The following is a 22151-nucleotide window of genomic DNA, read 5'->3' as shown; positions in this document are numbered from 1 at the left end:
CATTTTCTTCATCTTACGCTGAATAAAATGTCAAATTCAATGTTTTGACCATACTTTGATCAAAGTCCGCTTGCGGACTTTGCGTGCAGACGCAGAAGACCCCCATGCCGAACCGGAATTCGGCATGGGGGTCCCCCGCATCAGTCTAAAGTGAAAAACTATAATAAAGTTGGAATCAGATCCGGATGGGGATGCGGGATCACGATCTTACTGATCAGAAGACCGTTCTCGGCCGCCTCCCTGGTTCCGGCCTGTACACTGGCTTCCACTGCGGATACATCGCCGGTCAGCGTGACAAACGACTTTCCGCCGATTCCGGTGCCGAGCCGCACTTCCAGAAGTGTTACGCCCGCGGCTTTTACTGCCGCATCCGCGCCGATCACTGCCTGCACCACGGAATAATACTCCATGACACCGATCGCCCGGATGCGCTCCGGCATCACCGACATATGGATGGCTTCGATCACCTGCGGGTGAACTCTCGGGATGATCAGATCGTCGATCAGGGATCCGCCCGTCCGTTCTTTTCCCGCCGCCATCGCGGACTCTACTGCGGACACCTCGCCGCAGATCATAATATGGTACTTGCCGGGGCAGCTCGGCTTTGCGGTGACAAGACGAACCTCGGCCGCTTTCAGCATCGCATCCGCCGCCTCAACCCCTCTGGCAATACTGTTACTTTCAAGAAAACCGATTGATATCATAGTATATGCCCCTTATTCTCTTCGGATCACAACCGTATGTTCATCGACGGACACGACACGGCCGCGGATACTTGCGTGAATGTTCGCACCGAGACTCTTCTCCGGAATCGCTCCGATCCGGTCCCCCTTCTCCACGAGATCACCGGCGGAAACGACAGCCACCGACGGCGCGCCGATGTGCTGCTGCAGGGAAATGTGAACTTCTTCCGGCTGCATTTCGCACAGATCACGGATCGTGTAATGATAATACTTTTCCACCCCGAGACGGGCGGCGATCCGATACGACGGAATCCTGCGGTACTCTCGTTCCTCTCTCTTCCGGAACGGTTTTTCCATCTCTTTCCGGTACCGGAATCCGCTCTCCCGGAGCGCTTTCTTGACAAAGACATTCACCTGACGGGGTGCAAGGCCCATCGGACATGCATATGCCTCACAGACGCCGCATTCCGAACAGGTCATCGCTTCCCTCACATCCGCGTCTTCCAGTATCTCCTTCACATCCCCGGCGTACGCCAGCTTCCGCATGATCTTGTGCGGGGCCAGCGGATGCCCGCTCAGATATCTCGGGCACATGCCGGTGCAGGTCTGACACTGGATACAGGCGCTCTTGGCGCGCCGGAGAATCGTGTGAAGCGGTGTCTGCCGCATCTCCACAAGTTTTGCCTCATCCGGAACAACCACAATGCCGGACGTGGTCTTTGTCACATAGTACTGATCGAGGTCTTCCTTCCGGTAGAGTTTTCCCATCAGCGGGCCGCCGGCGAGAATGTGATAGTCGCCGGTCAGAGCTCCTCCCGCCTGTTCGATGCACTCGCGGAACGGGGTTCCGAGCGGGGCTTTCACAATCGTCGGATGAGCCACCGCGCCGGTCACCGTCAGATATTTGTCCGTAAACGGGATGTCCCGGGACGCGTCATAGATCCCGCACATCGTCGCTGTATTCGAGACAACCGCTCCCACATCCAGCGGAATGCCGCTGGGCGGAACCGTTCTTCCCGTCACCTCCAGCACCATGATCTGCTCGTCTCCCGCCGGATAGAAATTCTTCAGCGGAAAGATCTCCACTCTGCTGTTTTTTGCCGCAATCGCCGCGTTCAGGGACGCGATCTCATCCGTATAAGTCTCCTTGAGCGCGATATATAGCTTCCGGGCCTTTACGGTCTCCGCGACGAGTTCCATCGCGGAGACAATTTCCGGAGCCCGGTTCAGCATCAGATACCGGTCGGTCCGCAGGAGTGGTTCGCACTCCGCCGCGTTCACGATCAGGTACTCTACCGTGCAGTTTAATTTCGCGTGCGTCGGAAAGCCTGCGCCTCCGCACCCGACGATTCCGGCTGCCATGATTTTCTCTAATAAGTCCATAACAATCTCCGGTTCTGATCAAACACAATTAACGGATATGAAGCGCATCGGACAGCACACATCTTCTCTTTCGGCAGAAGGAGCGGGCACTGGTCAGGCCTTCGCCGGTCGGTCCGGCGATGGTAAATGTCGTATGTCCTTCGCCGCCGACACCGATTCCGGCATAAGACGGGTTATTCTTTACGAAAATGGTGGTCTCCAGAAGTTTTGCCATTCTGGTCAGCTTGTCGACATTCTTCGAGTGCATCATCGCCGTATGGCGGTTTCCGTGTTCGGCGATATACGCCTCGTCAATCGCCTCATCCACATCCCTGCAGCGGACGATCGGAAGGATCGGCATCATCATCTCCTCGGTGACAAGGTGATGGTCCTTCTTTGTCTCCATGATGATGACACGGATATCATCCCCGACAGTGATGCCGAGCTTATCCAGAATGTACTTTGCGCTCTTTCCGACAAATTCTACCTTCGGCTTACCCTTTTCATTGGTGACAAGCGCGTCCAGACGCTCGATGAGATCGCGGTCTGTGATCTCGTACGCGCCGTTCTGCTTCATGCAGTGAATCAGGTAATCGGTGATGGAATCCACGGCAAAGACTTCTTTTTCCGCGATGCACGGAACGTTGTTGTCAAAGGAGCATCCGTCCACAATATCCTTTGCCGCCTTCTCGATGTCCGCGGTCTCATCGACTACTACCGGCGGATTTCCTGCTCCGGCGCCGATGGCTTTCTTTCCGGTGGACATAACTTTCCGGACGATGGCCGGACCGCCGGTTGCTACCAGCATTCTGACTTTCGGATGTTCACACATGATGTTGGTATTCTCAATGGACGGCTCCCGGACAGTCGTGATCAGATTGGCCGGCGCGCCGGCTGCCTCCAGCGCCTTGTTCAGAATATTGACGAGAAGGTGAGACACCTTGGTCGCTCTCGGATGCGGGCTGAAGACAACGGTGTTGCCGCCTGCGATCATGGAAATCGAATTGCAGATGATGGTCTCGGTCGGATTGGTGGTCGGCGTGATGGCACCGATGACGCCGAACGGGCAGTACTCGATCAGAGTCAGGCCGTGGTCTCCGGTGATGGCTTCCGTGATCAGATCTTCGGTTCCCGGCGTCTTCACCGCTGCCAGACGGTTTTTGATGAGCTTGTGCTCATACCGGCCGATTCCGGTCTCCTCAACGGAAAGCATGGAGATCATCTCCATATTCTGCTTGTCGAGCACCGCGGCACGGATCGCGTCGCAGTATTTCTGGCGTTCTTCCATCTTCGAGAACAGAAGCTTTTTCTGTGCTGCCGCCGATGCCTCGATGGCATCGTTCATCGTCTCAAAGATGCCGTAGTTTCCCTGCTTTTCCGGAGCAGCGCAGCACGCCTTCGGTGCGGACTCCGCCGTCACCTCCGCAACTGCCTTCCGTACCATTTTCTCAATTACATTTACATCGATTTCCATGTTAAAAACCCCTTTCTACATCCTTCCTCTGTATTTTTGGATATTCTCCTCGTTCCGCACGCTGTTCATGGCAATTCCCAACGGCGTTACCAGAAGCGGCTGATTGGACTTGATCGTCTGAATGCCGAGTTCCTTTTCAAACACGTCGGTGAACTCGCGGAAGCTGCACGCGCCGCCGACCACATAGACCGCCGGCACCTCATAGCCCGTGAGGAACCGCTTCACGATGGAAGCCATCTTCTGGATGACCGGTTTTACAATCGGGAAAATGTCCGCTTCCCGCGCCGGATCTTTCTTCATCGCTTCCGCTTCCTCGATGGACACGCCGTAGTAGCCGGCGATGACCAGTGTCATATGCGTTCCGCCGGTGGGCTCGTCTGCGGTGTAGATGACCTTCCCGTCTTTCAGAATGCTGATCCCCGTCGTACCGCCGCCGACATCGACGACCGCGCCGTCCGTGATCCCGAGAACCGACGCGGCTGCCGTCGGCTCATCGACGATATTGACCACGTCAAATCCCGCGCCCTCGACCACATTGGAGATGGCTTTCACACTGCCGGACTCTACTCCCGGCGGAATAGCGCAGGACGCTTCGGTCAGTTCTCTTCCGATGACCGCTTCCACCTTCGCTTTCAGATTACGGACAATCCGGATTGCCCCCATGTAATCCACCACGATGCCGTCCTTCACGACCGAGGAAGGAAATGTCGCGCCGGCTACCGGTTCATTGTCCCCGTTCACCACCGCGAGAACGATATTCGCGGTTCCGAGGTCCACGCCGGTTTTCAGCCCGCCGTCGGATAAATTCCCGGTCTCCTCTTCCACCAGCGCGGCGAATGAATCCAGAACACCTTTTTGTATAATCACTCTCTCAGCCCCTCATTATCTCTTCGCAATCACCACGTAGTCTTTGTTTTTCAGCGAGCAGGCGTTCGCCTCGTCCATGTCCACATGCATTTCCAGCGCAAATTTGTCGGAAACCCGGACCAGAACATTGCCCAGAACGCCTTCTCTCTCACCGAAGGTTTCCACATCCACAATGTCCTTGTCTTTGACGCCCATTCGCTCCGCATCCGCCGGTGTCATGTGAATGTGGCGGAGCGCCACGATCGTTCCCTGCGGCATCTCCACGGTGCCCTTCGGTCCGATCAGCGTCAGCCCCGGTGTCCCGTCGAGATGACCGGACTCCGTGATTGGCGCCCGGACGCCGAGCTTGAAGCCGTCGGCCAGCGAGATCTCCACCTGACTTTCCGGACGGATCGGTCCGAGAATTCTCACGCCCTTAAATTCGCCCTTCGGCCCGCGGACCGTCACGGTCTCTTCCGCCGCAAACTGTCCCGGCTGTCCGAGATCCGATTTTTTCGTCAGCTCATACCCTTTTCCGTAGAGGACATCCAGATCTTCTCTGGATACATGTACGTGTCGGTTTGAGACACCGATGGGAATCTTAAACCGGTCATAATATTTCAGCTGCTCCATGACTTTTTCCACAACCCTGGAGATCAGCTGTTCCTGATTTGCGAGATCCTTTTCCATGTTACTTCTGTACTCCTTTCCGAAGAAATCCCCCATACAACTCTCCCAGTGCCTTTCTCCGAAGCACTTCCGCGAGGTCCGTCTTCTCCCAGCCGAATTCCTCCGACCGGCCGAAATGTCCGTACGCCGCGGTCTTCCGGTACTGCGGTCTTCTCAGATCCAGTTTTCGGATCATCCCCGCGACAGAGAAGTCAAATACCTCCGTCACGATGTTCTCGATGATCCGGCGGTCCAGATGCTCGGTTCCGAATGTCTCCACCGTCACCGCCTCCGGCCGGATCTGCCCGATCACATAGGCGATCGCGACTTCACACCGTTCGGCCAGTCCCGCCGCCACAATATTCTTTGCGGCATACCGGGCCATGTACGCGGCTGACCGGTCAACCTTGCTCGGATCCTTCCCGGAAAACGCGCCGCCGCCGTGTTTTCCGATGCCGCCGTAGGTATCGACCATGATCTTCCGTCCGGTGAGCCCCGTGTCTCCCATCGGTCCGCCGATGACAAACCGGCCCGTCGGATTGATGAAGATCTTTTCCGGCGGAAGAAGCTCCGCCTCCGGAATCACCGGAAGAATGACTTTCCGGATCAGGGCTTCCCTCAGATTCTGCGGGTTTACGCCTTCCTCATGCTGTGCGGAGACGACCACACTCTCCACGGATACCGGTGTCCCGTCCTCCGCATACGACATCGTGACCTGCGCTTTCCCGTCCGGGTAAAGACCCGGGACGGTTCCGTCCTTCCGGACCTCCGCCAGCCGACGCACCAGACCGTGGGCCAGCTCGATCGTCTTCGGCATAAGATGAGCGGTCTCCCGGACGGCATATCCGTACATGATTCCCTGATCTCCGCCGCCGATCACTTCCATTCCGTCCGCCGACCGGTTTACGCCCATCGCGATGTCCGCAGACTGTACATTGAGGTTGGTCAGAACCAGACACCGGTCCGCGTCGATTCCGGCTTCCTGCGAAGTATATCCGATCTCCCGCATCACCTCCCGGGCGATCGCCTCGGCATCGATCCGGGCTTTCGTCGTGATCTCTCCGGCAATCATCACCGTATTCTTCGACGCCATCGTCTCCACCGCCACGTGTGATCGCGGATCCTGCGCCAGGCAGGCATCGAGGATGGCATCCGAGATCTGGTCGCACAGCTTATCCGGATGTCCCTCGGTCACCGACTCGGAAGTCACATAATGTGTTGTCATCGTCTCACCCCTCTTATTATCTGTCGTTTCTCCTGACGGACTGCCAATGACTGACCGTCAATCGCTGACTGTTAATCTCTGATCTCTAATCGTTTACCGTCAAAAGTATTTTTCTTATATTTTTATTCTATTTATAGAATAATTTTCTTTTATTTTTAAGTTTCTTAATTTATAAAATGCCCCTTGATGCTCTAAGCTCGTTTTTTCAGGAACAAGGGGCATGTTCCGCCTGATTGTCAACGGTTGGATTTGGCGTTCCGGGTTCTTCACCCTTCTGCGCTGGAGATGCGCTCACGCAAATATAGATTTTCTGTATTGCTGAATGGTTTTGTGTTCATACTTCTTGAACACCTTGCTGAAGTAACTGCTCTCGCTGTATCCGAGACGCTCCGCCACCTCCGCGATGCTTGAATTGGTAAAGAAGAAATAATTCTTTGCGATGTGAATCTTCCTCATGTGAAGATATTCCATCACACTCACCTGAAACTGGCTCTTGAAGATCCGGCTGAGATAACCCTGACTGATCGCGCACTCTTCGGTGATTTTCTCCAGACCGATCTCGGAGTAAATGTTGGCCTCGATAAAATCAAACACGCTCTGCAGCACCGGATAGCGCTGGACGCTGTTCTGTCCGAACACATAATTGATGACCCGGAACAGCCACATTTCGCCGACGACCTTCTCGGTCAGAAACTCGGTATTGATCGGAAACAGCTTTTTCACATCCGGCATTTCCGTCTCATCCATATTGACGGACGAGATCAGCCGATGTCCGATGTATCCGAAGATCTCTTTCAGTTTTCCCGGATCCTCGCCGTACTGGCGGTAGATCTGCGCCACCACATCTCCGATGCTGTAGTACATCTTCCGGAAATCTTTCTCCGCGACCATCTCCTGAATCTGATTCAGATAGTAATTCGCATCTCCCTCACGATCGGTCTTATACGTCATCAGAATCCGTTTCAGTGTCTGGAACGTCACCAGTTTCATCACATATTCCCGGACCTGAAGCTGTACGGCTTCCTTGGCGAGTTCAAAATTGGAATAGGCGGAAAAAATGTAAATGACCACATCCGGATCCATCTTCCGGATCTCGCGGATCGCGTCAATTCCGTTCATCCCCGGCATAAAGATATCCATAAAGACAATATCCGGCTTATAACGGCAGTAAAAGTCCACTCCCTGCTGGCCGGTGACCGCCTCCGCGCAGACTTCAAATCCGTCTATTTTCCCGATCATGACCTTAAATGCCTCGCGCATGATGCGGTCATCGTCTACGATTAGGATTCGATACATTTTGTCTGACCCCTTCATCCAGATACTTCGGATACCGGATACAAACCCTTCGGCCTGTTCCTTCTGTCACTTCCGTCGTCACATCATATTCTCTGCCGAAGAGAATCCTCATACGCCGGCTCATCACTTCCACACTCTGGGATACGCCGCAGCTGTCGTTATTGTCCAGCCGCCCGTAGATTTCCTCGAACTGTTCATTCGTGTAACCTGGGCCGTCGTCCTCGACATAGATGACCACATCCTCGCCGTCTGTGCCGACACGGACCAGAACGGTTCCGCCTTCTTCTTTCAGACCGACGCCGTGAATGATCGCCTGCTCCACAAAAACAGGAAGCGTGTTGGACGGAATGCGCTGCATTCTCATGTTTCCCGGAAGTTCGATGGAATAATTCAGCCGGTCGCCCATGCGGATCTTCTGAATCTCCAGGTAAAGCTCGACGTTGTCCAGCTCCTTCTCCATCGTCCAGAAATCACTCCGGTCCAGATACAGCGACTTCATATACTCGGAAAACTTGATCGCCGCCTCACTGGTTTCTTCCGCCCCCTCCACAATCGCCAGGTTCGCGATGGAAGTCATTGTGTTGATGATAAACTGCGGATGTCTCGCATAATTCATGCTTGAGATTTCAAGACTCTTCAGCTTGTTCTGATAACGGAGTTCATCGATTTCGCGCTCCAGTTCCTCGATGTCCCGTTTCTCATCCCTGCTCTTTTCAAACTTCGCCAGCTCACTCTCCGTCAGCTGGTTGATAATCATCGCCGCCAGATCGACCACATTGATGAACTGGTCATAGGTGAGTTTTGTCATCTCATCCTGCAGTTCGTAATCGATGTTGGCTTCCTGCTGAATATCCGGCCGCATCAGAATCTTATCCAGATGAACGACACCCTCGGGGGCGTCATGACAGACAACCTGCCCGCCGATAAACCCGCCGAGGTAATGTCCCCGGACGATCAGCGGAATCGCGACCTCCAGAAGTCCGCACGGGCAAAAATACACGCTCGGTTTCTTCCGGATCGTTCCCTGAACGGCTCCGTACGCGTCCGACGACCAGCAGATCTGCTCGGTGATCGGATTCTTCCGCATACACCAGCAGAACTTGGAAAAATACGTGGCTTCCGTTACGGGTTCCCCCTTAAAATCCACCGTAACGAATGCCAGTCCCGTCACTTTCGAAATAGTTCTCTGGATGTCTTCCAGCTTTTCTTTGCCGAACAAATGCACAATGTCAAATTGATTGAGGTCTACCGGACTATGCTGCTTTTCGGCCCTTACGGGTGGACAAACATCCGCGGTGCTTTGCGCATCCGCAAAGTTGCTGCCTTCAGAATAGATTTGTCTCTTCATTCTCTAACCACTCTCTCAGCCCAAAAGTTGTATGAATTAATTTTCTCAATTAAATTATTCTATCATAGCTGTAAGACATCCTCAACATCGCACTGATCAAAACGCCAAATTGCGGTATCGGAACACATATCTTTCTGTGCATTTTTCCATATTTCCGTACTTTTTTCCAGCACCGACTCCGGACGGATCCCCAATTCGGAAAATGTCACCGGAATCTTCATTTCCTTCTGACAGCTCCGGATCTTTTCGCACAGAAGTGTCACCGCCTCGGAATCGGAGTGCTCTTTTCCGGCCAGATTCAGTTTTCTTGCCAGAACCGCGTACCGCGCTCTCATCTCACAGACGTTGGAATTCTTCCGGATCACATTGATCAGGATCAGAGAATTGGCCAGTCCGTGCGGAATATGGAAGATTCCGCCCAGCTGATGGGCGATCGCATGGTTCATGCCGAGACCGGCGATATTGAACGCACTTCCCGCCAGATTCGACGCCTCCTGCATCCGGCTTCTGGCCTCCATGTCATTTCCGTCCGCGCAGCACCGTTTGAGGTATCCGAAGACATATTCCACTGCCTTCTCCGCCAGCGCATCCGAGTACGCATTCGCGTTTCGGGAAACGTACGCCTCCAGCGCATGGGTCAGAACATCCATTCCCGTGTTTGCCGTCACCGACGGAGGAACCGAACAGGTGAGCTGCGGGCAGAGGATGACTTCATCGGGGAGAATTTCGTCATCGACGATGGGATGCTTGATCTTCGTGTCCGGGTCCGTGATTACCGTGACCGAGGATACCTCCGAGCCCGTTCCGCTGGTGGTCGGAATCGCGATAAACCGCACACCGTCCGTAAACCCGCTGAACTTGGCAAAATAGATGATTCCCTTTGCCGTGTCGATCGCCGATCCGCCGCCGAAGGCAATGATGATATCCGGATGAATGTTGCCCATCAGTGCCACGCCCTTCGCCACCGCGCTCAGCGGCGGATCCGGCACCACATCGCTGCAGAGCACCACCCGGTTGGAGCGGTCCAGCTGTTCCGTGATCCGGTCGATGGTGCCGTTGTCCACCAGAAACGTGTCCGAGATGATCCAGATTTTTTTCTTCTCGAATTTTCGCAGCCTCTCCAGGGAGTCCTCACCGGAAAATACTCTCGTTTTGATATAAACCTGATTCATGATCTGTTCCTTATCTGATTGAAAAACCGTTCGTCATCATGCACTTCCGGCGCCGCGCGAAGTGCCGTGCGCTGACCGCTCCCTCGCCGGTCGTGTTCGCCACCATCATCGAGCACGGTCCTTTCATCCCGGTTACACCGATGGCCGAAAGCGCCGGTCCGTTTTTGATAAACACGCCTGTCTGGAGTTTTTTCGCCGCCTCATTCAGACGGTCAATGCAGGTGGAGTGAATCGACGCCGTATGGCGGTACCGCTGTTCGATCTCCAGCATCTTCTGAAGTCCCTCTTCATAGTTTTCCACCCGGACCAGTCCGAGAACCGGAATCTTCAGTTCTTTGGTCACGAGAGGTGCCTCTTCGTCCGATTCGAGAAGAATCAGGCGCGTTCCCTTCTCCGCCCGAATGCCGGCTCCGCTTAGAATCTCCTCCGCCGACCGTCCGATCCATTTTTTCCGGAAGGAACCGTCCTCCGCAAAAAGAATCGACAGAATCTCGTTCATCTCCGCCCGGTCGCGGATCACGCGGGTTCCGTTCCGCTCGAGCTCATTCTCCAGCCGGTCCGCGATGCTGTCCACCGCGAGAACCGACTTCTCGGAAGAATGCATGAGATTGTGGTCAAAGGACGCGCTGAGCGCAATGTCCCGGGCCGCTTTCCCGATGTCCGCCGTCTCATCGACCAGCGTCACCGTATTGGCACAGCCCTCGCCGATTACTTTTTTCCCGCCGGTCAGCGCCTTCCGCAGGAAGTCTTCATCCGCTCCGCATACAATCATATCGATGTCCGGATGATGGATCACTTCCTCCGTCATGGCAATGTTGCTCTCATCGAGAGAGACCACGAGATTGTCGATACCGCAGATCTCCACGATCGTCCGGCTGATCAGGCTGGTCACATAATTCGAAGTCCGGATGGCTCTCGGATGCGGGCAGATGAACACCGCATTTCCTGCTGCCAGCATCCCGATCACGTGACTGATCAGGGACGCCGCCGGGTTCTCCAGCGGTTCCATCGCGCAGACGATGCCGAATGCGCTCAGCTCATAGAGCGTCATGCCCCGGTCTCCGGTCTGGACTTCCGTGATGAGATCCTCGAGAGCCGGTGTTCTCCGGATTGCGGCAAGAAGTTTTTTCTTTTTGTCGACCGCGCATCCCATGCCGGTTTCCTTCACGGCGAGAAGCGCGATCACATCCGCCTGTTCTTCCAGGCGATGCCGGATCCCGTCGATGATGTCCTCACGGTCTTCCAGTGAAAGTTCCGCATATCGTTCATACGCACTCTTTACCGAACGGATCGCGTCGTTGATCGACGGAAAAATGCTGACTTCCATACGTTTTCCCCCATCCTTTCCTCAGGCGCCGGACGTATCCACGCTGTCGATAATTCCGATCACCGCCATATCGATCGTTTTGCCTTTTTTGTCTTCATCCACCCGGACGGAGGAACCGGTCGCGCAGAGCACAAATTCTCCGATTCCGCAGCCGACATAGTCCACTGCCACCTTTTCCGCCTCGAGGTAATTTCCCTGCGCATCGACTCTCCGCACGATCATCAGTTTCGTGCCTTCCAGCGATTCGTCTTTGCGCGTCGCAACCACGTTGCCGATCACTTTAGCAAGAATCATGACGAACTGCCTCCTTTTCCGGATCTGCCTTCTGCGCTCTTCTTTGCGGATTTCCCTTTCTTGGAACGCCGGTCATGAGAAGTCTTAGCCTTCACCGTCCCGGATTCAGCCGGCTCTGTCTCCGTTTCTTTCTCGGCTTCTGTACCGGATTCTGTCTTCTCTCCCGCGGGCTTATCTTCTTCCGCTGTCACGGGCGCAGCCTCCGGAGTCTCTGCCGGTTCTGCCGGGACCTCTGTCGGAACCGCCGCTGCCTCTTCTACCACCGGCGAAACCAAAGTTTCCGCCGGCTCTTTCGAAACCTCCGCCGACTCTGCCGGAATCTCTGTCAGCTCTTCCGGTCTCTCTGTCGGCTCTTCCGGAGCTTCCGCCTTTTCCTTATCTTCAGCCGGTGCCGCAGTCTCCGCAGCTTGTTCCGCCGCGTCTGCCGCTTCCGGCGCTATTTCCGTATTCGCCTCAACCGATGCCGGAGGAATCGGATCCTCTTTCGGGGAAGACGGTCCCGGATCATCCGTAGGGCAGAAGAACTCTGCCATACTGTCTGCCGGGCGCGCGATCACGGAAGCTGAGATCAGATTGCCGAACCGGATCGCCGACGCTTTTCCCGCATCGACTGCCGCTTTCACCGCACCGACATCGCCGATGACCTTGACGGTCATATAACCGCCGCCGCGGGTATTCTCAAGCGCAAGCAGCTTTACATTGGCCGCCTTCGCCATAACATCCGCCACTTCAATGGCCGTCGATATGCCTCTCGTCTCCACAAGTCCCAATGCCTCCCGCATGGTTTCACCTCTCTTTTTCATCCATCTGAATATCGATTCCGTATTCCAGAAGCCGGCGGACATACTCCAAAACCTGCTTCTGATATGGTTCCGGCTCGTTGCCGGTAAACGGATCCAGGCCGTTCTTCGCGACACTCACCGGAACATTTTCTTCCAGTGCCCGCTGAACGATTCTGACCTCATCCGTGTCCGGGATGCACAGCGCACATTTTGCCAGAATCTCTCTCGGCATGACCGGGAAAATGATTCTGTCATACGGCAGAGGCCGCTTTAGAACCTGCCGCATCTCCACAATTTTTCTGCTCTCACTGCAGACCATGTTCCAGATCGTTTCATCGTTGATCTGGTCACGGGAAAGCGCCGTCGTAATCTCGCAGTCCCCGCTCGCGTTCAGCGCCCGGAGCGTTTCCAGAAACCGTGCGGCATCTTCTCCGGCCAGAACGACCAGGACACTCTTTTTCTTTTCTCTCTGTCCGGAAATCTCCAGTGTGAGTTCCATAACCCGCTCCACCAGTTCCCGGAGCAGGTTTTCACTGATTTCCATGGGGCACCTCCTTCATCATCAGCCGAAAGATTCCGAAGACGGAGGCAGTGCGAACACTGCCCCCTGCTCCATTCCCCACAGATTATTCACCTAACTTGGACGGGATAATCTTCTCGGTATCCATGTGCGGACGCGGAATTACGTGGATGGAAACCACCTCTCCCACTGCTCTCGCAGCAGCCGCACCGGCATCGGTTGCAGCCTTTACCGCACCGACATCACCGCGTACCATAACGGTAACCAGTCCGGATCCGATCTTCTCGTATCCGCACAGAGTTACATTTGCGGCTTTAACCATCGCATCGGCAGCCTCAATCGCTCCGACTAATCCACGGGTCTCAACCATTCCTAACGCATCTGCATTCATTGTTTTTCCTCCTTAGACTGTGATTAAATATACGGCTCTGTTGTGGACTTCGGCTCATCGCCCAGCGCTCCGAGAAGTTTCTTTCCTACCTCGATTGCTGCACGAACCGCCTGTCTGACAGCTCCTGAATCCCCTGTGAAGGTGAGGATTACCTCGTTTGAATAGCTTGTTCCGCCGTTGCCCGGTGAAGAGTAGCCGATGACCTCGACATTCGCCGCTTTCACTGCGGTATCGGCAAGAACCGTTCCGATGGCTGCCGGGCCGGCGCAGGTCATTCCCCATGCCTTTCCGAGGGTTGCACCCATCGCCTTTTCCAGGCAGTAGCTCGCTCTCGCAGTGTACTGGAACTCCAGATGGCCGGCCTCATTGCCATACACATCGCCGAAATACTTCGGCAGAACATTCAGCGCAATCTCAACCGCTCTTCTCGCATCGGACACATCCTCCGCGCCGATGTAGATCAGGGAGCCGTGGCCGGCGCCGCCCTTGGTATCTCTCGGAAGCTCAACGGAGATCACCTGCGTGTTGGTTGCCTTTACGGCCTCATCCACTGCCATGATCTGCGGGCCGGCACCGGTACGTCCGCCGATAATTCCGATGGAACGGTACTTTCCGAGGTTCATCTTCTCAACCAGAAGCGGATCGACACTTGCAATAACAAGGCCGATGGTGTCTCCGGTGGAGGTGCCGACAAACTCGGTCAGACCCACGCCGCTCACGCATCCGTCACACGCCGGAGCGGTGGATGATGCGCTGGCGGATACCGTTTTTGCCGCAAGTTCGCTGGTGACCTGCTTCATCACTTTTTCAATTAACTGCTGATCCATTGTTTCCTCCATTTCTTTTTTATCCGATCCGGCAGGTTACGCCGGTTTCTTCGACTGCTGCTTTCAGCGCATCGATCTCCTCTCCGGTCAGGGTACTGACACCGTGCATCTGATATTCTCGCCCGAGCATTTTGTACTTGTTCTCGCCAAGCGCGTGATACGGAAGAAGATTGACGCCCATGAGATGATCCCGGTTCAGCGTTTTTGCAAATTCCGCGATTTGCCGGATCTCCTCCGGTTTCTCATTGAATCCCGGGATTACCGGAACCCGGACCATAATCTTCGTGATCTCCGACACAAGCTTTACGCCCTTCAGGATCTGCGTGTTGGGAACGCCGGTAAAATGCTCGTGTTTTGAGGAGTCCGTACTCTTGACGTCCGTCAGAGCCAGATCCACATGAGGTAGCACGTCCCGGATCACCTCTTCCGACGCACATGCGGTCGTCTCAATGGCGGTGTTCCATCCCTGCGCGTGCGCTGCCTTCAGAAGTTCCCGGGTAAACTCATGCTGTACCAGAGGCTCGCCTCCGGAGACGGTCAGCCCGCCTCCGGAACGGCGATAGTTGGTACTGTCTTTCTTGAGTTCCTCGATGACCTCTGCGACCGTCATCCTCTTTCCCTTCAGAATCAATGCGCCGACCGGGCACACCATGGTACATTCTCCGCAGCCGGTACACTTATCATGATTGATCATTGCCGGGTTTTCTTTTCCGATCGCACCGTTCGGACACGTCCCGATGCAGCGGCCGCAATGAATGCATTCCGCAGCGTTGAACATGACGACGGTTTTGGGGAGCTGCGATTCCGGATTCGAACACCACTGACACCTGAGAGGACAGCCGTTCAGAAAGACAATCGTACGAATACCCGGACCATCATTTACCGAGAAGCGCTGAATATCAAACACCAGTCCTTCCAATTCATAATTAATCTGGTCCATGTACCTCTCTCCTGTTGATCAGCAGCTCTTGCAGCCGAATGTGTGCTCGGTACGCTCAATGATATTGTCCTGAACTTCCTTCGCCAGTGTGACGAAGTGAGCGCTGTATCCGGCAACACGAACGACAAGATCTTTGTGCTTCTCCGGGTGCTCCTGCGCATCGATCAGCGTTGCGCGGTCGATGACATTGAACTGTACGTGCATGCCCTTGTGATCGAAGTAGCTTCGAACAACCGCTGCGAAGTTCTGAAGGCCCTCATCGCCGGCAACGGCAGACGGAGTGAACTTCTGGTTGTAGAGCGTACCGTTGGAGAAATACTCGTGATCGAGTTTTGCAACGGAGTTGGTCGCTGCGGTCGGACCGCTGACATCCTTTCCTGCTCTCGGGGATACGCCGTCTGCAAGCGGCGTGGTTGCGAGGCGTCCGTCCGGAAGCGCTGCTACGTCCTTACCGAAGAGAACGTTTGCGGATACCGGATAGCATCCTGCCTGGAACTGACCGCCGCGCGGGTTGGTGTATTTCTCAACTTCCGCACTGTAGATGCGGGCTACTCTTGCGGATACATAGTCAACCGCATCGATATCGTTGCCGTACCACTCGGTCTTCTCCATGATCCGCTTGATATCCATGTAGCTGTCACAGCTGCCGGAGTTGCAGGATGCCGGCATGCTGCGGTTTACTTCATCCGTTACCGCCGCGAGATCCACGGAACCGCTGCTGGTCAGGATCTTCTTGACGATCTCGTAAACCTTCTGCTCATCGGTTGCCGCGGAAGTCGTGCCGCCGCAGCCGCAGCTGTGCTGGGATTCGAAACGTTTCTCCGCCTGTGTGCAGCTGTCTACCGGATAACCGAAGTTGTGATCCAGCGCTTCCTTCAGCTGCGCCGGAGTGATCTCCTTATTCTCAAATACATGCTTCTGCATCGCGTAAACCGAGTCGCCGACATCGACAACGCCGAATGCCTGCGGGCCGGTGAAGTTGTAGATCGCGCCGCCTTCTTCCACGGTCTTGCCGCGTCCGATACAGTCGTCCACCAGAGCGGACAGGAACGGAAGCTGATCTCTCTCCATGTGTGCCAGATCGACGGCATTGTCCGCCTCAACGAGGTGATATACAAAGTAGTGCATCTGCTTCTCGAATGCGGTGAAGAAGTCTTCCGCGCTCTTCCACTCGCTCATCTCGCCGGTTACCGGGCCGAGCTGCTTTGTGCCGACGCGGCCGTTGTTCATGGTGATCTCCATGACCTTCGCCACATTGAAGAATGCTGCATCGTGCCAGCCTTCCGTCTTGTGCGGGCACTGCGGCTCTACGCAGCCGATGATGCAGTAGTTTCTCGCATCCTCCAGCTTAACGCCGCGGTTGACAAGTGCCGGGATGATAACTTCATCGTTGTACATCGCCGGAACGCCGAGTCCGAGTCTTGCAAGCTCGCATGCACGGTACAGGAACTCCTGCGGAGAGTTCTCGTGAACACGGATCGAGAAGGACGGAGCCGGAAGGCGTACATGTGCGCAGGCCTCCATTGCCATGTAGGAAATCTCATTGGTAATGTCGCGGCCCTTTTCATCCTGTCCGCCGACACCGAGGTTCTGGAAGATCGCATATCCTGCGAATGCCTGATCGGAGATCGCATCTCTGGTCTTATTCAGATCGTTCAGTTTTACCCAGATGCAGTCGATCAGCTCCTGAGCAAACTCTTTGGAGATGGATGTATCGTTCTTCAGGAACGGATACATATAGGTGTCGAAACGTCCCGGAGAAATGGAGTGGCCGGAAGACTCGATCTGAAGCATCAGCTGAACAAACCAGAAGGACTGGCAGGCCTCATAGAAGTTGGTTGCGCCGTTCTCCGGAACGCGGTCACAGTTCTCGGCAATCTTCAGAAGTTCTGCCTTTCTGACCGGATTGAGCGATGTCATCGCCATCTCTCTCGCCTTATCCGCATAACGGTGCGCAAACTTGATCGCCGCGGTATATGTGATAATGACTGCATTGTAGAACTGCTGCTTCTTCATGTAGGACGGATCCATTTTGTCCATCTTCTCCATGGCTTCCACAACCTCTGCGATGACGCCGCGGAAGCCCTTGTTCAGGATCTTTCCGTAGTCTACGCAGACATGTCCTACACCGCCGTAGTAGTAGTTTCCTACAGTAAATACGCCGTTGGCCTGGCACTCCTTGGTCTCATCGGACATATAGGAAGTTGCCAGATCACTGACCGTCTTGCCCGGCCAGTACTGGAATGCCTCGTGAAGCTTTGCCGCAACATCCTTCGGGATCTTGAACGGGTCTGCCATTCTGGTCTCCATGGTGTCGAACTCCGCCTCTACCCAGTCGTAGGAATACTCCGGAGAGATCTGGCAGGAACGCGGATGAACGGTGAGTGAGCCGACGATCAGCTCGTCGTCACGGATGGTAACCGGGAGCTGTGTAAACAGCTTCTCCGCTACCTTCGCACGGCGCATGACATTCGGGAGACCTTCCGTCTCTTTGTACGCTTCGGTCGTCAGCACGGCTCTTTCCGCTTCCACTTCCGGAAATGCGTTGACGATGACATTGGCCAGTCGTTTGATTCTGTCAGTCGGTTCGGTAAAACCTTTTGCAATCATTTGTAAAAACCTCCTCTTTTATTTCCTGAATATCGTTTTATCGATATCATGACAAACTGTTTTCGATGGATTTCTCCGTCACGCCAGCGCCTTCGCGCAGGCATCAATGGCCATCACCGCCAGAACGCCGCCGGTGGTGCTTCCCAGAAGATTCACCACCAACTGATAGGTCCAGTCGACCTTCTCGCCTTCCTTGCACGGAATCGGAAGAATCGCAAACCAGATGCTGCTGAACACCGAACGCATGGCGTTCATGGAAAAGCCGGTCAGGTTCAGTGTGTAGGACATGTAAGCGACTGCCGCAATGCCGATGGCACCGATCTGAAGCGCCGCTGTCTTTCCGTCCGTTGCCCGGACTCCGCCGAGCACCAGGAACAGGAAGGTAAATGTCGCACACACTTCCTGAATGAAGTTCAACGGCATGTTCTTTTCCACCGGATATGCGGAGAAGATTCCGCGCTTGCTCATACCCGTGCTCGCCTTAAAGCTGTCGTAGAAGTTTACGACGGTAAGTGCAACCGCCGCGCCCGCTGCAAGAAATTCCATCAGCAGGAATTTTGCAGCCTCCTCCGCCGTAATTCCCCCGATCAGAAGCTGTCCCACAACCACACCCGGATTTAACAGGGCCGGTCCCCCGAGTACAACGGCCAGGCAGAGGCCAAAGCCGACTGCCAGCGACCACGCGGTCGACAGCTCCACGTAATTCAGCTTGCTGACCTGTGTCTTCTTCAGGCAGATATTGCTCATGTAGGTGTATCCGCCCAGAAGAAAGATCAGACTTCCGACAAATTCCGATAAGTAAACCATTTTCCCCCTTCTTTCACTTGCATCCGATCAATATGTTTCCCTTTTCGTTTGAGTCAAATCCCCCCACAGCAGGCTACCGGTTCGCCTCATCTGTCTTTCACTGTCCGCCCCCGGAGGGGGAGGGGATTTTTCTCTGCGGAGCGGTTTCCCCCATTGCCGATCCCGCGTCCGCCATCCAGAGATAAATTAACAGATCTGACCATTCGAGGACAGACAGCGTACAGACCGAAAGTTGTAAATTCCTCACCTGGCATTTTTCCGGGTATTTTCCTTCCGGACTTAATAATATTTTTTATGTTTTTTGTTTTTACGGATGAGTTAAGAAATGATTCAGACAAAAGAAAAAATCCAAACCCGAAACGGATTTGGATTTTACATATCTGTTATAATCTTTTATCAATAGTAGTGATATTTTGACCGGTAACGGACGATCATCCGCCACGTCACCAAAAGGGTACCTGTCTCCACGGCGATGACCACCGCCCAGAGCGACTGTCCGCCGAAGATCAGCGGTAGAATCAGAATCAGCGATACCTGCAGCACCACGGAACGGATCAGCGAGAGCAGAGCGGAGATCTTGCCGTTGCTGAGTGAGGTAAAAAGAGCCGATCCGAGCACATTTAAACCCATCATCACAAAGGCCAGGTCATAGATCCGCATGCCGGAAACCGTGAGAGAGTAGAGTTCCGGATCATACCCGACGAAAATCTTTGCGAGAAGACCGGCGAAGACTTCCGCCAGAATCGTCAGGATGACGCCCGCGGAGGCAATCAGCACCAGACACCGCCGGAACAGATTCCGGAGTTCCTCCCGGTTGTCCGCTCCATAGTGATAGCCGATGACCGGCGACACGCCCATGGCAAACCCGAAATAGATGCCGACAAAAACAAAATTAACATACATGATGACTCCGTAGGCCGCAACGCCGTTGGTCCCCATGTATGTCAGAAGTTGTCTGTTCAGAAGCATGCCGACGATCGAAGCGGATGCATTCGACAAAAATTCACTGGATCCGTTGGAACAGGTTTGAACAAGCGCCGACAGATTCCACCGCAGTCCGCCGAGACGAAGGACCGACGAATTCGGAAACATAAAATATACCAGCGGAATCACGCCGCCGACAGTCTGGCTGATGACCGTCGCCCATGCCGCACCGGGAAGTCCCAGTCCGAGCACGCCGACCAGCAGGAAATCCAGAATGATATTCGTCACACCGGCCGCCACCGTAACCCGGAATCCCATTTTCGGCTTTTCCGCCGCAATCAGAAAACTCTGAAACAAATGCTGCAGCATAAACGCCGTGTTGCCGACCATATTGATTCTTGCATACAGAATGCTGTACGGCCTCAGTTCTTCCGTCACGCCCAGGATCTCTGCCACCTGCGGCGTGATCACATATCCGATCACGGACGTCACAAGACCGATCGCGATCAGGACATAGGTGATCAGGGAAAATATCTCATTGGCCTCTTTTACTTTTTTCTGTCCCAGCTTCAGCGAAACCAGCGCGGTTCCGCCGGAACCGAACATGAATCCCACCGCCGCGAGAATCATCAGGAATGGCATCATGATATTCAGCGCGGCAAAGGGAATCGCCCCGGCATAGTTCGATACGAAATATCCGTCCACGATGCTGTAGATTGATGCAAAAATCATCGTCAGGATCGACGGTCCGGTAAACCGAAGGAGCCGTTTATAATCGAAATGATCCGACAGGCGGATCGCTTCTCTCTGTGTCATTGTTTCTCCTGCACTCTTACTCTGTAATCCCCATCTTCTCTCCGTAGATCATCACGGCGTTGCGGACGCAGTCCTCACAGCTGCACAACGGTTTTCCGTCCGTCATCGTCTTCAGATCGCCGCACTTCAGCGCGCCGCAGCGGCGTCCGAACTCTTCCTGGATCTGCTTTGTCATGCCGAGGGTTCCTCTTCCCTCCGTCTTCAGTCCGGTGATCATGCCTGCTCCGATGAGGGCGCCGCAGGTCGCCTGAAGATTTCCCATGCCGGCGCAGAATCCGGCCGTGAGCATTCTCAGTTGCTCTTCCGAAAGTTCCGTCTGGTCTGCCAGCACCGTGGCCACCGCCTGTGCACAGTTGCATCTTCCGCTCAGTTTTAACTCTACCGCTTTTTCCGCTCTTTCCTGTATTGTCATTTCATTTCATCCTTTCCAGGCTTTCTTTTCCTGTTTGTTTATCTGTTTTCTTTTCCCGTTTCCGCCCTTATTCTGCGGGCCTCGTTTTATTTGCCTTCAGCTTACAGATTCCCTGCGTCATGGTTCCCATCGGACAGAAGGAGCACCAGGTTCTCTCCTTGTACAGCGCCATCACGATCAGACCGATAAGGGTGGACGTCAGCATCAGGCTGTAGAAGCCGAATGCAAACTGCGCGGTCCAGGCCGGAAGAACGCTTCCGTGATACGCCCACTCCCACGGAACCCGGAAGGTCCAGAACAGCTTGATCGCCTTCCGCAGAGATCCCGCGCCCGCAAAGACCATGTACGTCTGGAACAGCATATTTCCGAACATTGTCAGGAAAAATACCAGAAAACCGTACCGGAATCCGGTGGATGCCATCCAGCGCGGGGCGGCCTTCCCCCGGGAACATTTCAGTTTTCTTCCCAGCACCCAGAAAAGCTGTCCTCTTCCGCACATGTGATTGCAGAACCATTTGTTGCCGCCGGCAACCGCAAAGATCAGCGGCAGGATAAAATCGATCATGCCGAGCCATGCAAACATAATATTAAAGAATCCGAGCGCAAAATACACGATGCTCCAGATCCACAGATAATCATACCAGTGTGTGTTTTTCTTATTTGCCATCTGCGACCTCCATTACCTCCACACGGATTGACCCCGCCGGACAGGCCTTCTCACAGATGCCGCAGCCGACGCATTTCTCCAGGTCAACCGCCGCCCAGCAGCCGTTCTCAATCACAATTGCCTCCCTTGGACACTGCAGTGCACAGACGCCGCAGGCAACGCATCGTTTCCGATCGTTTACAGCACGTTTCATTTTCTACCTCATTTCTTAACCGGTTCTTTCCGGCTTCTGTCCCTTTTCTTACTCTTTGCCGCTCCGAAGCCGTAATTTCATCTTGCGATCTCCGGAAGGTACTACTATTATATGTGGTATAAAAAATATATCAAGCACCATTTTTATATTAATCTGGTACGGAAAATCTTACCGTCACTGCGGTTACAGAAAGGGACAGGATACCGAAATGAACAAAGAACCATTATGCAGAGACATCGCCGGGGAGGGCTGCGGACTCAAGAAAGTGCTGGACCTTGTCGGCGGAAAATGGAAAATTCTGATCCTCTGTGTCATCGATTACAATGAAGTCGTTCGCTACGGCGAGCTCCGTCGCACAATCCATGGGATCACCAGCACCATGCTGTCGCACTCCTTAAAAGAACTGGAAGCGGACGGCCTGGTCTCCCGCATCCAGTATGACGAGATGCCGGTGCGGGTGGAATATCAGCTGACCCCAAACGCAAAAAGCCTCATCCCCATCCTTCTTCAGCTGAAGCGATGGGGTGAGGACAATCTTTGAATTCAGAAATTTCGATTGACAAAAT

General features: G+C 54.4%; 23 protein-coding genes. 1 reads left to right on the top strand and 22 read right to left on the bottom strand.

Features of this window, described 5'->3' with window-relative positions; all coding sequences use genetic code 11:
• Positions 1-158: 158 nt before the first annotated feature.
• The 22 genes from BMW41_RS03845 to BMW41_RS03740 all read right to left on the bottom strand — a co-directional run bounded on the left by BMW41_RS03845 (position 159) and on the right by BMW41_RS03740 (position 21585).
• Entirely contained in the window at positions 159-704 is a 546-nt protein-coding gene (locus BMW41_RS03845; RefSeq protein ID WP_074648934.1) for a BMC domain-containing protein, read from the bottom strand.
• Positions 705-716: 12 nt separating this feature from the next.
• On the bottom strand, positions 717-2066 hold the full coding sequence (locus BMW41_RS03840) for a 4Fe-4S dicluster domain-containing protein (protein ID WP_074648933.1): 1350 nt from the start codon (positions 2064-2066) through the stop codon (positions 717-719).
• Between the two features lie 28 nt (positions 2067-2094).
• On the bottom strand, positions 2095-3519 hold the full coding sequence (locus BMW41_RS03835) for an aldehyde dehydrogenase family protein (protein WP_074648932.1): 1425 nt from the start codon (positions 3517-3519) through the stop codon (positions 2095-2097).
• A gap of 15 nt (positions 3520-3534) precedes the next feature.
• Complete coding sequence (gene eutJ / locus BMW41_RS03830) at positions 3535-4386, bottom strand: ethanolamine utilization protein EutJ (protein ID WP_031471023.1); 852 nt, start codon at positions 4384-4386, stop codon at positions 3535-3537.
• A 15-nt stretch (positions 4387-4401) separates the two neighbouring features.
• Positions 4402-4998 carry a phosphate propanoyltransferase gene (pduL, locus tag BMW41_RS03825; RefSeq protein WP_408644129.1) on the bottom strand — a complete coding sequence of 199 codons (597 nt, stop codon included), beginning with the start codon at positions 4996-4998 and terminating at the stop codon, positions 4402-4404.
• Between the two features lie 58 nt (positions 4999-5056).
• On the bottom strand, positions 5057-6259 hold the full coding sequence (metK, locus tag BMW41_RS03820) for a methionine adenosyltransferase (protein WP_074648931.1): 1203 nt from the start codon (positions 6257-6259) through the stop codon (positions 5057-5059).
• Between the two features lie 291 nt (positions 6260-6550).
• Positions 6551-7555 (bottom strand): response regulator, encoded by a 1005-nt coding sequence (locus BMW41_RS03815; protein ID WP_031471026.1) that lies wholly within the window; start codon positions 7553-7555, stop codon positions 6551-6553.
• Positions 7527-8774, bottom strand: coding sequence for a sensor histidine kinase (locus BMW41_RS03810; protein ID WP_207646868.1), 1248 nt, complete (start codon positions 8772-8774; stop codon positions 7527-7529). The genes BMW41_RS03815 and BMW41_RS03810 overlap by 29 nt, the downstream gene beginning before the upstream one ends.
• A gap of 191 nt (positions 8775-8965) precedes the next feature.
• Positions 8966-10075: a 1-propanol dehydrogenase PduQ gene (locus BMW41_RS03805; protein WP_074648929.1), complete on the bottom strand. Its 1110-nt coding sequence runs from the start codon at positions 10073-10075 to the stop codon at positions 8966-8968.
• 10 nt (positions 10076-10085) lie between these two features.
• Complete coding sequence (locus BMW41_RS03800) at positions 10086-11402, bottom strand: aldehyde dehydrogenase (protein ID WP_074648928.1); 1317 nt, start codon at positions 11400-11402, stop codon at positions 10086-10088.
• A 21-nt stretch (positions 11403-11423) separates the two neighbouring features.
• The gene (locus BMW41_RS03795) at positions 11424-11696 is read right to left on the bottom strand and encodes a EutN/CcmL family microcompartment protein (protein WP_031471030.1); all 273 of its coding nucleotides are present in this window, start codon (positions 11694-11696) and stop codon (positions 11424-11426) included.
• On the bottom strand, positions 11693-12499 hold the full coding sequence (locus BMW41_RS15110; protein WP_278280325.1) for a BMC domain-containing protein: 807 nt from the start codon (positions 12497-12499) through the stop codon (positions 11693-11695). The genes BMW41_RS03795 and BMW41_RS15110 overlap by 4 nt, the downstream gene beginning before the upstream one ends.
• Positions 12483-13022, bottom strand: a complete 540-nt coding sequence (locus tag BMW41_RS03785) for a hypothetical protein (protein WP_074648926.1) — start codon at positions 13020-13022, stop codon at positions 12483-12485. Before BMW41_RS03785 ends, BMW41_RS15110 begins: the two co-directional genes overlap by 17 nt.
• Before the next feature lie 82 nt (positions 13023-13104).
• Positions 13105-13389 (bottom strand): BMC domain-containing protein, encoded by a 285-nt coding sequence (locus tag BMW41_RS03780; RefSeq protein ID WP_031471033.1) that lies wholly within the window; start codon positions 13387-13389, stop codon positions 13105-13107.
• A gap of 23 nt (positions 13390-13412) precedes the next feature.
• Positions 13413-14216 carry a propanediol utilization microcompartment protein PduB gene (gene pduB / locus BMW41_RS03775; RefSeq protein WP_074648925.1) on the bottom strand — a complete coding sequence of 268 codons (804 nt, stop codon included), beginning with the start codon at positions 14214-14216 and terminating at the stop codon, positions 13413-13415.
• A gap of 19 nt (positions 14217-14235) precedes the next feature.
• Positions 14236-15156 carry a glycyl-radical enzyme activating protein gene (locus BMW41_RS03770; RefSeq protein ID WP_074648924.1) on the bottom strand — a complete coding sequence of 307 codons (921 nt, stop codon included), beginning with the start codon at positions 15154-15156 and terminating at the stop codon, positions 14236-14238.
• Between the two features lie 18 nt (positions 15157-15174).
• Positions 15175-17766 carry a glycyl radical protein gene (locus BMW41_RS03765; RefSeq protein WP_074648923.1) on the bottom strand — a complete coding sequence of 864 codons (2592 nt, stop codon included), beginning with the start codon at positions 17764-17766 and terminating at the stop codon, positions 15175-15177.
• Between the two features lie 78 nt (positions 17767-17844).
• A complete protein-coding gene (locus tag BMW41_RS03760; RefSeq protein WP_074648922.1) occupies positions 17845-18573 on the bottom strand; it encodes an aquaporin in 729 nt (242 codons plus the stop codon).
• A gap of 396 nt (positions 18574-18969) precedes the next feature.
• Positions 18970-20313 carry an MATE family efflux transporter gene (locus BMW41_RS03755; RefSeq protein ID WP_074648921.1) on the bottom strand — a complete coding sequence of 448 codons (1344 nt, stop codon included), beginning with the start codon at positions 20311-20313 and terminating at the stop codon, positions 18970-18972.
• A gap of 16 nt (positions 20314-20329) precedes the next feature.
• Positions 20330-20725, bottom strand: a complete 396-nt coding sequence (locus BMW41_RS03750; protein ID WP_031471039.1) for a C-GCAxxG-C-C family protein — start codon at positions 20723-20725, stop codon at positions 20330-20332.
• A 67-nt stretch (positions 20726-20792) separates the two neighbouring features.
• A complete protein-coding gene (locus tag BMW41_RS03745) occupies positions 20793-21392 on the bottom strand; it encodes a 4Fe-4S binding protein (protein WP_074648920.1) in 600 nt (199 codons plus the stop codon).
• On the bottom strand, positions 21382-21585 hold the full coding sequence (locus BMW41_RS03740; protein ID WP_074648919.1) for a 4Fe-4S binding protein: 204 nt from the start codon (positions 21583-21585) through the stop codon (positions 21382-21384). The genes BMW41_RS03745 and BMW41_RS03740 overlap by 11 nt, the downstream gene beginning before the upstream one ends.
• A 208-nt stretch (positions 21586-21793) precedes the next feature.
• Here BMW41_RS03740 and BMW41_RS03735 point away from each other — a divergent pair, with 208 nt between their 5' ends.
• Positions 21794-22126 carry a winged helix-turn-helix transcriptional regulator gene (locus BMW41_RS03735; RefSeq protein WP_074648918.1) on the top strand — a complete coding sequence of 111 codons (333 nt, stop codon included), beginning with the start codon at positions 21794-21796 and terminating at the stop codon, positions 22124-22126.
• The last annotated feature ends 25 nt before the right edge of the window (positions 22127-22151 follow it).

It is taken from the genome of [Clostridium] aminophilum, from assembly GCF_900101295.1.
Lineage (GTDB): Bacteria > Bacillota > Clostridia > Lachnospirales > Lachnospiraceae > Clostridium_R > Clostridium_R aminophilum_A.
The sequence above is the reverse complement of the archived record's forward strand: the minus strand, read 5'-3'. Positions and strand labels throughout refer to the sequence as shown.